Annotated in this window: 11 protein-coding genes; 5 read left to right on the top strand and 6 right to left on the bottom strand. The window is 43.0% G+C overall.

Annotated features, from left to right (window positions below; genetic code table 11):
• Positions 1-8: 8 nt before the first annotated feature.
• The gene (metG, locus tag NL626_RS10900; RefSeq protein WP_005387290.1) at positions 9-2,084 is read left to right on the top strand and encodes a methionine--tRNA ligase; all 2,076 of its coding nucleotides are present in this window, start codon (positions 9-11) and stop codon (positions 2,082-2,084) included.
• Positions 2,085-2,162: 78 nt separating this feature from the next.
• Here metG and NL626_RS10895 read toward each other — a convergent pair whose 3' ends face one another.
• Both NL626_RS10895 and NL626_RS10890 read right to left on the bottom strand, forming a co-directional pair.
• Positions 2,163-2,408 carry a hypothetical protein gene (locus NL626_RS10895; protein ID WP_226975267.1) on the bottom strand — a complete coding sequence of 82 codons (246 nt, stop codon included), beginning with the start codon at positions 2,406-2,408 and terminating at the stop codon, positions 2,163-2,165.
• A gap of 109 nt (positions 2,409-2,517) precedes the next feature.
• Positions 2,518-3,591 (bottom strand): hypothetical protein, encoded by a 1,074-nt coding sequence (locus NL626_RS10890; protein ID WP_171344334.1) that lies wholly within the window; start codon positions 3,589-3,591, stop codon positions 2,518-2,520.
• A 310-nt stretch (positions 3,592-3,901) separates the two neighbouring features.
• Here NL626_RS10890 and NL626_RS10885 point away from each other — a divergent pair, with 310 nt between their 5' ends.
• Positions 3,902-4,711, top strand: coding sequence for a hypothetical protein (locus NL626_RS10885; protein ID WP_017821380.1), 810 nt, complete (start codon positions 3,902-3,904; stop codon positions 4,709-4,711).
• A 110-nt stretch (positions 4,712-4,821) separates the two neighbouring features.
• Here NL626_RS10885 and fadR read toward each other — a convergent pair whose 3' ends face one another.
• The gene (fadR, locus tag NL626_RS10880) at positions 4,822-5,661 is read right to left on the bottom strand and encodes a fatty acid metabolism transcriptional regulator FadR (RefSeq protein WP_005380824.1); all 840 of its coding nucleotides are present in this window, start codon (positions 5,659-5,661) and stop codon (positions 4,822-4,824) included.
• Positions 5,662-6,300: 639 nt separating this feature from the next.
• Between fadR and nhaB the strand changes: the two genes are divergently transcribed.
• Together nhaB and dsbB are read left to right on the top strand one after the other, a co-directional pair.
• Positions 6,301-7,887, top strand: coding sequence for a Na(+)/H(+) antiporter NhaB (nhaB, locus tag NL626_RS10875; protein WP_005380822.1), 1,587 nt, complete (start codon positions 6,301-6,303; stop codon positions 7,885-7,887).
• An 83-nt stretch (positions 7,888-7,970) separates the two neighbouring features.
• Positions 7,971-8,507, top strand: a complete 537-nt coding sequence (dsbB, locus tag NL626_RS10870) for a disulfide bond formation protein DsbB (RefSeq protein WP_171344335.1) — start codon at positions 7,971-7,973, stop codon at positions 8,505-8,507.
• A 79-nt stretch (positions 8,508-8,586) separates the two neighbouring features.
• On the opposite strand, the gene NL626_RS10865 is transcribed toward dsbB, so the two are convergent.
• Positions 8,587-9,204 (bottom strand): YecA family protein, encoded by a 618-nt coding sequence (locus NL626_RS10865; protein WP_005380818.1) that lies wholly within the window; start codon positions 9,202-9,204, stop codon positions 8,587-8,589.
• A gap of 170 nt (positions 9,205-9,374) precedes the next feature.
• On the opposite strand from NL626_RS10865, the gene dusC reads away from it, so the two are divergent.
• Positions 9,375-10,334 (top strand): tRNA dihydrouridine(16) synthase DusC, encoded by a 960-nt coding sequence (gene dusC, locus NL626_RS10860; protein WP_017633856.1) that lies wholly within the window; start codon positions 9,375-9,377, stop codon positions 10,332-10,334.
• Between the two features lie 51 nt (positions 10,335-10,385).
• On the opposite strand, the gene NL626_RS10855 is transcribed toward dusC, so the two are convergent.
• Both NL626_RS10855 and malZ read right to left on the bottom strand, forming a co-directional pair.
• Positions 10,386-11,846: a sensor domain-containing diguanylate cyclase gene (locus tag NL626_RS10855; protein ID WP_005380815.1), complete on the bottom strand. Its 1,461-nt coding sequence runs from the start codon at positions 11,844-11,846 to the stop codon at positions 10,386-10,388.
• Between the two features lie 174 nt (positions 11,847-12,020).
• Complete coding sequence (gene malZ, locus NL626_RS10850; protein WP_253657336.1) at positions 12,021-13,847, bottom strand: maltodextrin glucosidase; 1,827 nt, start codon at positions 13,845-13,847, stop codon at positions 12,021-12,023.
• Between the last annotated feature and the right edge of the window lie 34 nt (positions 13,848-13,881).

Below are 13,881 nucleotides of genomic sequence, written 5' to 3'. Positions count from 1 at the left end.
TATTAAGTATGGCAAACGATCCAAAAAACTTTCCGTCAAGGAAAATGCTGGTAACTTGTGCCCTTCCGTACGCTAACGGTTCGATCCACCTTGGTCATATGCTTGAGCATATCCAAGCGGACATTTGGGTTCGTTACCAACGCCTACGCGGCAACACTGTAAACTTCATCTGTGCTGACGATGCTCACGGCACGCCAATCATGCTTAAAGCGCAACAGATGGGTATTACTCCTGAAGAAATGATTGCCGCAGTTAGCGAAGAGCACCAAAAAGACTTCGCTGGATTTGATATCAGCTTTGATAACTACCACAGCACACACTCAGATGAGAACCGTGAGCTAGCGTCACACATTTATCTTGAGTTGAAGAAAAATGGCTTTATCTCTAGCCGCACTATCTCTCAGCTGTTCGATCCAGAAAAAGAGATGTTCTTACCGGACCGTTTCGTAAAAGGTACCTGTCCAAAATGTAAGTCTGAAGACCAGTACGGTGACAACTGTGACAACTGTGGTGAGACTTACAGCCCAACAGAACTGATCAATCCTAAATCTGCGGTTTCTGGTGCGACGCCAGTAATGAAAGATTCAGAGCACTTCTTCTTCGACCTGCCTCAGTTTGAAAGCATGCTAAAAGAGTGGACTCGCTCTGGCTCGCTACAAGCTGAAACAGCGAACAAAATGCAAGAATGGTTCGAATCTGGCTTGCAGCAATGGGATATCTCACGTGATGCACCATACTTTGGCTTCGAGATCCCTGGTGAGAAAAACAAATTCTTCTACGTGTGGCTAGACGCGCCTATCGGCTACATGGGCTCTTTCAAAAATCTATGTGACAAGCGCGACGACCTAGATTTCGACGAGTATTGGAAAAAAGACAGCTCAGCAGAGCTGTACCACTTCATCGGTAAAGACATCGTTTACTTCCACAGCCTATTTTGGCCAGCAATGCTAGAAGGTTCTGGCTTCCGCAAGCCTAACAACGTATTCGTACACGGTTACGTAACCGTAAACGGCGCGAAAATGTCGAAGTCTAAAGGTACGTTCGTAAAAGCAAGCACTTACCTAGAGCACCTAGACCCTGAGTGTCTACGTTACTACTACGCTGCGAAGCTAAACAGCCGTATCGATGATCTAGATCTTAACCTTGAAGACTTCACTCAGCGCGTAAACGCTGACGTTGTTAACAAGATCGTTAACCTGGCATCTCGTAACGCAGGTTTCATCGCGAAACGTTTTGAAGGCAAACTGTCTGACAACTTTGCAGAGCCTGAACTTTACAACGAATTTGTTGCTGCTGCTGACCGTATCGCTGAGCTTTACGAAACGCGTGAGTTTGGTCGTGCAATCCGTGAAATCACGGCATTGGCAGACAAAGCTAACCAATACGTTGATGAAAAAGCACCGTGGGTTGTAGCAAAAGAAGAAGGCAAAGATCAGGAACTACAAGACATCTGTTCTGTCGGTATCAACCTGTTCCGCGTACTGATGACTTACCTGAAACCAGTAATGCCATCGCTAGCTGCGCGTACTGAAGCGTTCCTAAACCAAGAGCTAACTTGGGAAAACATCGCTGCTCCACTAACAGGCCACGAGATCACTAAGTTCAAAGCACTGTTCAACCGTATCGATCCGAAGAATGTTGAAGCGATGATCGAAGCGTCTAAAGAAGATGCGGCGGCAGAAATGGCGGCGAAAGAGAAAGCTGAAGCGGAAAAGAACAAGGCTAGCCAAACCGAGCTAGACAAAGAACCAATCGCTGAAGAGATTGAGTTCGATGCTTTTGCTGCAGTAGATATGCGTATCGCTCGTATCATCTCTTGTGAAGAAGTACCAAAAGCCAACAAACTGCTTAAGTTCCAATTGGACATCGGTGGTGAAACTCGTCAGGTATTCTCTGGCATCAAGTCAGCTTACAAACCTGAAGAGCTAGAAGGCAAGCTAACGGTAATGGTAGCAAACCTAAAACCTCGTAAGATGAAGTTTGGTATGTCTGAAGGTATGATCCTAGCGGCAGGCCCTGGTGGTAGCGACCTGTGGATCCTTGAGCCACACGAAGGCGCTCAACCTGGCATGCGCGTAATGTAAGTATCTTTATTGAAAAGGCTTAACTAAATCAGTTAAGCCTTTTCTCGCAGTTAAGCTTATCGATTAAGCTTGATTGTACTACAAAGAGAATTCTTCTGGACCCCAAGTAATAATCGCGCCACATGCAAGGAAAAGTACAAAGCTGATCGTGACTACAAAAGCGAGAACTCGATCAAATGTCGTTGCGTATTTTAGTATTAACTGATCATCTACAAGTGATACTTTCGCAGGCTTGCCTCGCATTAAAACTGTAGTATACATTGGGAATCTAACCCCCCAGGTATCTCTATCCCAACCGACAGGGCCATGACCATCCTTCGACATCTTTTTCTCGATCCGCTTTACCGAAACACGAATGAAAAGCAAAGTACTAACTAACCAAGTACATCCGATAATCATATTTGTCATATCAAAATAAGACACGTTGATCCCTTTAATTCCAATGAATGTTAGAACTAACTTCATAGGCACCTTTGGCTAAATTTTGCCCTGCACTATCAGCCATCTTAGCTGCTGCATAGCCGACACCTAAGCCCACACCAATTAAGACTACGACTCCAAATGGGCCAGCAGCCAAAGCGATTCCCATTCCAGATGCAATCACTTTGGATGTGGTCCAAATGCCAGCAGCGTTGCTCGCACCAAACCCAGCAACTTCCATTGCCGCTCTTTTTTGCCAATTTTCTCCGTTATTCTTGGCATTTCGAACATTGTTAAAGCGAACACCAGCATCAATCATGATGATCTTTTTACCTACAATACTAGAGCTTTGTTCAAGAACTCGAATTGAGCGGATGTTAGCTATAGATGTTAAATGTAACTTAGTTATATCCCTACCGCTTCGCGCGATATTGACAGCCCTATTCGGGTTGCTCCAAATGTTACCGCGGCTACTTTTAATTCGCCCTGCATAATGGGCAAGTTCTTTTGTAAATTTTGCATTCAAAGAACTATGAGCTTCTTTAACTCTATATCCAAGCTTCACAAGCTCCTTTTTCTGCGCACCATTTCGTGAGGCTGTACGTACATCTAGTAAGGCATTTTGATATTTGAGCAAAGCTTTCCCGAAATTACTCAATCTGACTTGCTTTTCATTAACAGCAGTAGCGGCAGCACCTACTGCAGTATACTCATCGATTTTCCCTCCCATAGTATGATTAGTAGCATCTAAAAAAGGCTTAATCTCTTTTTCATAGAGGAGGGCTACCGCTTGTAAGTTTTCATCGCCAAACTCACTTGTTAGATTGGCTACATTTCTTTTGGTTTCTTGTGACCAACTTTTTACAGTATCAAGAGCACAAGCTATATCAGGTCTCTCGCTACGCAACTTAGCTATGTTGATCACAGAGCCTTCGTTCAGTATGAAAGGAGTACCTGCGGGAATAAAACTACCAAATATATGTGGGTTGTCCTTACGAAACTGAAGGTACCTATCCTCATCATTTGTATCGATAGGGAGCGTTATCTTTGAGTGAGTACTGAAGCATAGGTCGAATTTATTAGACAAATTAATTACCTCGAACAATCAACAAAATAGACAACTTATATCATATGAAGTGTTCGAATATTTTAATTTCTAAACATTGTGACTTGAATCAGACTAAAAAGTAATCAATATGTAACTCACAAAGAATAACGCGTACACCAAGCATCGACACCGAATAATCAAACATATTCACAAATTTGGTGAATCCATGCACCAACAACGACCATTCGAAAAGAACATTCAATATAACCAATTGTTTAAATTGAGTTTTTGTTTGGCATCAAAACTGCAATCTTCCTTGTTAGGTCCAAACACTAACAAGGAGTTGGTTATGTTTGTTTTGATTTCCACACTATTGTCCATCGCTATTTTAGCCGGAATATATCACTTATCTTCTAAACGAGAGCAGCAACATGCGCGCAAATATCAGCTGTTAACATTGTTGCGAGATGTTGTTCACCTTCTGAGACACCACCGAGCTGCTACTCACTACTCGCTTCAATTCCAACAAAACGATCAACAAAAATTGGACGCTCTTCATGATGCTCTGACTAACAAGCTGCATCTTTTAGTCGAAACATCACGGTTTGAAAACAAACCCATGTATCGCGTATTACAGATTAAAGTAGGGAAACTACTTGAACAATGGAATGACCATAGTGTTGCAAGAAACCAGATGGAGCATGGTAAGTTAATTCGTCATTGCTTGTTTTTGATGGATGAAGTAACCATCGCATGGCTAGCGGTTGAACAAAGAGATGACTTACATAATGAGTATCACATGAACTGGCAAAACATTATGGATAGCTTGGAGACCCTGACTCAGTTACGAATCAGCATTCAAGATTTAGGAGAACAAGGCGGAAATGAGCGTTTCAAAAACTATGCATCGGTCATGATGCGTAAGCTAAACCAACTAGCGGTTATCGCTCCACTTAGCATTACCTCTCCTGCTTCCACGCGCTCAATACAGACGCTAAATGAATACGTGACAGGGAGTCATGTCGACTTAACAGAAGCAGAGCTTTATGGCGTCACATCGGACTTGTCATTGACCATCTTCAATACTTACGACCATGTCCTTTCAGATGTCGTAGAGTCATTATATCTACCGTTACCCAGACTCTCGCTAGCAGGATAAACGTTCCATGCCTTATTATTGGTGCTAGGTCCGTCGCCGACTTATAAATAAAAACAAAAAAACCGCAGGCCTAAGGCACTGCGGTTTTCGTTTATTCAACTTGTCAGCGCTTAGCTGTCGTCTTCCGTGAAGTTCGTTGGTAATTGCTTTTTCATTTCGTTCCAGATCAACGCACTTTCCATACCATAATGACGAATCACCACTGGTAGTTGTTCACGCTGGCCACTTTCACAAGTTTCGAGCAATTGATGGTAAAACTTCAGAGCTAGCTCACGAGAAGCTGGATTTGAGAAGTAGTAGCTACCGACACGATCGTAGAGCTTCTTCAAACCATTAAAGATCAAACCGTAAATTTGATTTCCTGAATGGAATGCTAGGCGCTGGAAAAGCATATAATCGTAAAAGTTGAACGTTTTAGCAATCAAGATTTCTTGACGCTTCGCTTCATCTTTCTCGTTATCTTCTTTCACATTCTGCAGAACTTTTTCAGCATACGGCGAAGAAGCGATGAATTCGTCCCAGGAAGCCGCATTCATTAAAGCTTCACAAGATTCGATTACGTTCTTAATTGTACGCTCAGAGCTCTCTTTGTTCGCTTTAAATGCATAGCGCATAAAGATAGGACTGATGTTGGTACGTGCCGCAAGCAGATCTTCTACAATGTTTGTCGCATTATCAACGTCTAGCGTCATTAAAGTATCCAAAATATGCAGACCAGAGGTCTCCATAAATTGGTTAACTTTCGTAGGTTTGCCGTGCTGGATAGTCAGCCATCCATCACGGGCTAGTCGTTGAAGAACCTCTCTTAAAGTCGTTCGAGTAACACCAATCAGTTCGGACAGCTCGCGCTCAGCAGGTAAAATTGAGCCTGGAGGAAAACGGCCGTTCCAAATGCTCTCGATAATATATTTTTCTGCGAATCCCGCAGGGCTTTTCGCCTTTATGACCATTCTACTTTTTATCCAATATTGATTTCTGAGGGTCGATACTACTCATCATACCACTACTTAGCGGTTTGAGAAAATTTACGATCAATAGTGGAAACGACTCCATAACATAGAGTTAATACTCTATATGTTGTGTCAATTTAAGAGGCTCTAACATGCGAGCGAAAGCAGTAAAATATGAATTTTCATTTAATTAAACAGCTCACAAATCTCGGAGAAATAAAGACAACCGTGTCACATTTTTATATTCAAAATATGAAAAATTACTTTGTATATCACAGTTAATATTCTTTCTTAATTTGCCTTTTCTCGTCACTGACCGTCATTTAAAATCCAAGAGGATTTTTTTAAGACTTTCATGGTATAGTAACGCCGTTTTGATCGCGTTATTACATTTAAAAAGTCATTTTAGTCGGTAGCATCACGTTTTGTTATTGACTAATAAATGCCTGAGTGTAGAGTTTGCGGTCGAAAGTGAGCGGTGCTTGAGTTCAGGGGAAGTAACTTGGCAAGACTACAATAAACAAAGGATTGTTGTTTTACTAAGTTATTGTTTTTAAAGACTAGTTAATAAGTCTAACAAACAGATACTTAAGCACTATTGTAGTGTCTATTCATAATTTTGTTATAAAGAGAATTATCATGCCGATATCGCTCGGAAACGCTTTTATCAAGAACTTCCTTGGTAAAGCGCCTGATTGGTACAAAGTTGCCATTATAGCCTTCTTAATAATTAACCCGATTGTATTCTTCCTAATAAACCCATTTGTAGCTGGATGGTTGTTGGTCGCTGAATTTATTTTCACGCTAGCAATGGCATTAAAATGCTACCCATTACAACCTGGCGGTTTACTTGCTATTGAAGCCATTGCTATCGGCATGACTAGCCCTGCGCAAGTTAAGCACGAATTAGTAGCAAATATCGAAGTACTGCTACTTCTGGTATTTATGGTTGCGGGCATCTACTTCATGAAGCAGCTATTGCTGTTCATTTTTACCAAAATTTTACTTGGCATTCGCTCTAAAACCCTACTATCACTCGCGTTCTGCTTTGCTGCTGCATTTTTGTCTGCATTTTTGGATGCCTTGACGGTTATCGCCGTTGTTATCAGCGTGGCGATCGGCTTTTACTCTATCTATCACAAAGTGGCGTCTGGTAACCCTATCGGTGACCATGACCATACACAAGATGACACGATCACTGAACTAACGCGTGATGACCTAGAAAACTATCGTGCCTTTTTGCGCTCTTTGTTGATGCATGCTGGTGTAGGTACTGCCTTAGGTGGCGTAACCACGATGGTTGGTGAACCTCAAAACTTAATTATTGCAGACCAAGCGGGTTGGTTGTTTGGTGAATTCCTAATCCGTATGTCTCCAGTGACACTCCCTGTATTTTTCTGTGGTCTCATCACTTGTGCTTTAGTTGAAAAGCTTAAAGTGTTTGGCTACGGCGCGAAGCTTCCTAACAACGTTCGTCAGATCCTCGTCGATTTTGACCGTGAAGAGCGTAAAACGCGAACAAATCAAGATGTCGCAAAACTCTGGGTTCAAGGTCTTATTGCGGTTTGGTTGATCGTTGCACTCGCTTTGCACTTAGCGGCTGTCGGCTTAATTGGCCTTTCTGTGATCATTTTAGCGACCGCATTTACTGGTGTCATTGAAGAGCACTCCATGGGGAAAGCGTTTGAAGAAGCCCTGCCCTTCACTGCACTGCTTGCAGTATTTTTCTCGATCGTTGCTGTAATCATTGACCAAGAGCTGTTTAAACCAGTCATCGATGCGGTGCTTGCCGTTGAAGATAAAGGTACTCAGCTAGCTCTGTTCTATGTGGCGAATGGCTTATTATCTATGGTGTCGGATAACGTGTTCGTTGGTACGGTTTACATCAATGAAGTAAAAACTGCACTCATTGAGGGTCTCATTACTCGTGATCAGTTCGACTTACTGGCGGTGGCAATCAATACTGGTACTAACCTGCCTTCTGTTGCAACGCCAAACGGTCAAGCGGCATTCCTATTCTTACTCACATCAGCTCTCGCTCCATTAATTCGTCTGTCTTACGGTCGAATGGTTATCATGGCGCTGCCTTACACCGTCGTTCTTGCGATTGTCGGTCTGATGGGAATCATGTTCTTCCTAGAGCCTGCAACAGCTTCTTTCTACGAAGCTGGTTGGATTTTACCTCATAGTGGTGATCTGACTCCCGTAGTATCCGGTGGTCACTAAAATTTGAGTTGATTAGGAAACTTATCCACGATAAAAAGCTCTGAGTATTCAGAGCTTTTTCTATTTCAGACAGGAACAAAAACGTGACTATTTTAAATTCACTTAACCAGTTTTCAAAGGGACGTTTATCGTGGCTACTGCTTCTGCTATTCGTCGTTTTCTTTGAAGCATGTGCCCTCTATTTTCAGCACGTCATGATGCTTGCACCATGTGTCATGTGTATTTATGAAAGAGTCGCGATGATGGGAGTGGGCGTCGCTGCAATGGTTGGTATATTGGCACCCAAGAACCCAATTTTCCGCTGGCTAGGTTTGATAAGCTGGGGATTAAGTGCTTACAAGGGTTTGTTACTTGCAATGCAGCACGTTGACTACCAGTTTAATCCATCACCATTCGCGACTTGTGATTTATTCGTCACATTCCCTAGCTGGGCTCCGCTCAATCAGTGGGTTCCTTGGATGTTTGAAGCATATGGTGATTGCTCTAAGGTTGTGTGGCAGCTCCTTGATTTATCAATGCCACAATGGTTAGTCGTAATTTTTGCAGGCAATTTAATCGCTTTGGCATTAATTGTAATTGCACAATTCTTCCCTGCAAAACGCGTTAATCCAATTCGTTAATCCTACTGACGCGTAAAAATTAACAAAAAGCCGACCATCTGATCGGCTTTTTGTTAAGTGGATAGCGCGGCGATTCGCTTTAGCCGCGTGATTGACCACAGCACTGCTTGAATTTTTTTCCGCTCTCACAAGGACAGGGATCATTGCGCCCGATACCTTTGAATGGGTTTAGGCTTTGAGCTTTATTTCCTACCATCAACTCATCCGCGCCCAGCGCGACTTCACCGACCATTAAATCAAGCTGGTCGACTAAATCTGTCAGGGCCGGTGGCGTTTCAATACCTGCGTCGCGCATCTGTTGCTGCGTTGCTGGCTCATCGATCGCCAGCATCAAAGTGGTCAGTAATGCTTGCAGCATACGCTGTAATCCATCATTGAGCTCAACGTCTTGCCACTGTTCTTCAATCATTGGCCAAACAGACATAAAGCCTTCGGCAAAATCAGCAAGTTGTTCAGGTTCTTTGCCTGTTAGCTCTAGCACGGAATATTCGTTTCGTTGAATTCGGTTATGCTGCTTGTGAATTTGCTCTTCCACAGCTGGTTGAATCGCTTTGAATCCCTCACCTAATAGCGGCTCTAACCACTTTTCAGGTGCGAGTGGTTTTGTCGTCAGATTCGCAGCTAACACTGCGCCTTCGATAAATAGGCAAGATTCATCGACGTGAACTTCACCTTTTTCAATCAATGTGTATTGCATGACATCTGGTTTCCCATAAATTTGGCGGCATTATACCTCAGAGCTCAAAAGCACGTAACCTAACGTTGTGTGTTTGACTGCATTGGGCGCTTCGAGTCTTTTAATGACAAACTTAACTTACATCGCTACAATCGCCCTCCTTTTTACCACCAAACTGTATTAGGCAAGCTATGCGAGTTGTACTAGGCCCAATGGAAGGCGTTTTAGATCATTTGATGCGCCAAATCCTGACCGAGATAAACGACTATGACCTATGTGTTACGGAGTTTGTTCGCGTAATCGACCAGCTATTACCCGATCATGTATTTCACCGTTTATGCCCAGAGCTGTTGCAAGGTTCTCAGACTGCATCTGGTGTGCCAGTACATGTGCAATTGTTGGGACAAGAACCGAACTGGATGGCTGAGAACGCAATTAAAGCGGCAAATCTTGGTGCCAGAGGCATTGATATAAACTTTGGTTGCCCAGCCAAAATGGTCAACAAAAGTAAAGGTGGTGCAGCGCTACTCCAGCATCCAGAGCTCATTCACCGTGTTGTGAAAGCTTGTCGAGAAGCCGTTCCAGAAGCCATTCCCGTAACTGCAAAAATTCGTCTTGGCTGGGAGAACCCTGAAGATTGCTTTGAAATTGTCGATGCCATTCAGTCTGCTGGCGCAAATGAACTGACCGTACACGCACGTACTAAACAAGGTGGTTATAAAGCTTCTGAGATAAAATGGGATTACATCAACCAAATTCGCGAACGTTTTGATATCCCACTGATTGCGAATGGCGAAATTTGGAATTATGAAGACGGTCAACGTTGCATTGAAACGACTGGCGTTAACTCTTTGATGGTGTGCCGAGGCGCTTTCAATATCCCTAACTTAGGCAATATGGTAAAACATAACCACCAGCCAATGTCATGGCCCGAGGTGGTTGAGTTGCTCATCTATTACTCCAAGTTTGAGATGAAAGGCGATAAAGGCTTGTATTACCCAAACCGCGTAAAACAATGGTTCTCTTACTTACGTCAGGCTTATCCTGAAGCAAAAGACCTATTTAGAGAAATCAGAACGTTCAACAAAGCCGCACCAATTGTTGAGCATATTCAACGCTACCGCGATGACTTAAACTCTCAGGTTGCATAACTCCCGAACACAAAAAAGGACGAATATCTCGTCCTTTTTTGTACCTAAATCCTAGTAACAGATCTTATTTTTGCCGGTACTTTTGGCTTGATATAACTTTTCATCCGCCGCTTTAAACAATTCATCAAAGTTTTCTACTCGGCTCTCTTTACTAAACACCACACCGCCAGAGATCGTAAAGCCTTCTTTCGTTACGCGTGTCGAGCGCTCATCTATGGCCTTTTTTACTCTGTCTAAAATGAGTTTAATGCCCTCTGAATCTTCGTCATAAATCGCTAAAACGAACTCTTCGCCACCAAACCTTGAGGCAACATCGGTATGGCGAATATTTTCACGTATACATTTTGCAACAAGCTGAATTGCAGAATCACCGACATCATGACCATAGGTGTCGTTGATCTTCTTGAAGTTATCAATATCGAACACTGCTAAAGCAACCTGTTTTTTTGTCATCTTATTACGCCACACGGTTTGCATACCTCGACGATTCAATAAGCTGGTCATTGGGTCTCTTGCTGCCAGTTCTTTAAAGTAGCGTCGCTCGCTATGCATATTCACATAGAACAAGACGACGGTACTCAACACGTAAATAAATAGTGCGACAATAAGGCTGTATTTTTCAAAAACCGCTAGGTTCTTAGCTTCATCCCAAAGGTTGTACTCGTAGTACATGCTGTGATTCGCACTCAATCGCTCTAATTCGACTGGTTTGATTCGTGTACTGTTTGAAGGAATGGATTGTAAATTGGAAACCAAATGAAACTGACCTACAAGACCTAGCGACGAAGCCATAAGCGTATTGATGTCAAAATCAATAGATAAAACACCTTGATGTTCTCCTTTCTCATAGACGGGTACCGTCATACTAATGACTTGACCTTCCATCGAGTCCAACACAGGCCCTGGTCCAGCCAAGGTAATGTTCACTTTATCTTGCGCGGTTTTTTGCCAAAAAGGTCGGGCTTTTAGCGTTGACAAAAGCTCTCTCGTGAAATTTTTTGCGTAGGTATCGGGTGAGGAGATAACGTAACCGCGCTTGTCAATGTAATGGATTCCAACAATGTGCGATTCAATATCGTGCAGAAATGACAAGGACGGCGCAAAACCCGCCTTTTGTTCAGCTAACTGGTTAATCGTTGAACCTTGCTGGCATAAGCTTTCGTCCCCTACGATCATATAATCAAGGTCAACCGCAGGTAACCCTTCACTATAGACACTTTCGAGTAATAACACATCTATAGGCCAAAGATAACAAAGCCCTTCTTTGACTAAAGAATTATGTTCTTCAAACAGTGGGTTAGCGTAATTGGTATAGTTGGTGAAGCTGTAATCTAAAGCCGTGAGTACTTTAATACCGCGAGACATTGCACGCTCGATACGCGAATACTCAGAATCGATATAGCGGTTAACCGCATCATAGTAATTTTTCGTTGTCACGAGTAAAACCACTACAAATAACGCCAGAGGAAAAAAGATGACAAATGAGAGGCTAAATCGCCTTTGGTTTACCATTGAGTACCATGCATATGAAAGGTCAATAGTCTCTTATGACTGCTATTAAATTGATACTCGTTATCTGGTGACGCATGCAATGCAGCACCAGATAACAAGAGACCAAACAAATGTGTGCGCGCTGTTTGAGACCGTTTATATATTAAAGGAGTTTAATCAATATAGAGTGTGGTGTCACTTTAGTCGCCATAATTTGCAGCTCTGTGCCGACATATTGACAGAGATATGACCTTTATAATCAACCTGTTCTGTGTCATCTAACAACGATATAACTTGGCTAACCTCCAAGCCCAGTTGCCACATAGGTAAATCGATTGAACATTCATTACCACTGAGATTAATCATAACAACGACTGCTTCACGACCCAGTACACGTGCGTACGCCAACTGGTTGTTAGTGCAATGCAACCATTGAATACAGCCCGACTGTAAAGGCTTACATTGTTTACGTATCTTGATCCATTGTTGGTAAAGCGATAGCCATTGTGAACTTTCAATTTCATTCCAAGGAAAACAACGACGATTATCCGGGTCTAGCCCTCCTTCTAGACCGACTTCACTCCCGTAGTAAATACAAGGCGTGCCAACGTAAGTCATAAGCATTGCTAGCGCGATGTTCATTTTACGCTTATCACCATCAACCAATGTGATAAACCGAGCAGTATCGTGACTATCGAGTTGATTTAGCTGCGATAGCTGATTAGAAAATGGGATTTTTGCTCTGGCTTCGTCCAACCATGCTTTAAACTCCAAACCATCAATGTTGATTGGATCGTACATAATATCTTGTCGTGCGATAAAAGCTCGGACTGGATGAGCAAAACCGTAGTAGTTCATCGCCCCATCCTCTTGATCACCTTGCAACCACTGCGTTGCTTCAAAAAAGTGCTCACCTAACACATAAGCATTCGGGTTTACTGACTTAGTCGCATTACGAAACGCTGCCACATAATGAGCATTGTTTTTCGCGCCGTCCCCTTCGCCAAGCATATGGATTACATCAAACCGCCAGCCATCAACCAAGTACGGTGGCTTCAGCCAATACTTGATGACAGAATCTTCACTTTGGTAGATGTAGTCGCGCACCTGTTCATTTTCAAAGTTCAGAACCGGTAAGTTACCAATGCCTTTCCAACCAATGTAGTGATTGGTTTCACCTTCGAAAAAGTAGTAATCACGGAACTTTGACTGCGGATTGCCATACGCTCCTTCTCCTTTTTGTTGGATATCAAACCAAGGATGATGCACTGACGTGTGGTTAAACACCGCGTCTAAGACAATCTTCATATTCTTACCACGGATTTTCTCACACAGTTCAGCAAACTGATCGTTGGTGCCGAGCATAGGGTCAACAGTGAAGTAATCGGTGGTGTCGTATTTATGATTACTTGGTGAAGAAAAGATCGGGTTGAAATAAAGCGCAGTAACGCCGAGCTGTTCAAGATAGTCCAACTTTTGTTCTACACCTTTGAGGTCGCCGCCAAAGAATTCACGTGCCCCGGTATTTTGGTGAGAGCCTACCGCGTCTCCCCACGCCTTGACGACCGATGCAGAATCATACTGAGCATAAGCGTGGCGAATATCAGACTCACTTTTACTAGCAGAAAAACGGTCAGGAAAGATTTGATAGAAAACTTGCTCTTGGACCCAGCTTGGTGGTTGATGCTCTACATTCAACTTAAAGTGGAACTCTTTGGGTGGAATACGCTTTTGTACGCCTCGTGCATCGAGCCAGTATTGCTGTCCGTCTTTGAGGAGCTTAAACACATAATGTGTGACATCTCGATCTTGATTTGGTCGAAACGATGCCTCCCATAGTAATAATTCACCAGCCGTTCCTACTTGAGCCATGTCGACCAGATATTCTTCGTTGTCCGGCTCAATACGCACATAGACGGAATCAAAATCCAATGTCTCGGTTTTCAGTCTGACTGTAATTTGCTCGTCATTAAAAGCTAAACCATCAATAGTTTGACTATGAAAAATAAATGGCAGGTTCATTATGGGCACTCCTCGTCATCGGATATGCCACTAT

The organism is Vibrio sp. Y58_MX_L22 (assembly GCF_024181865.1).
In the GTDB taxonomy this organism is placed as follows: domain Bacteria; phylum Pseudomonadota; class Gammaproteobacteria; order Enterobacterales; family Vibrionaceae; genus Vibrio; species Vibrio alginolyticus.
Note: the sequence above shows the minus strand (reverse complement) of the source record. Positions and strands in the feature narration are given on the sequence as shown.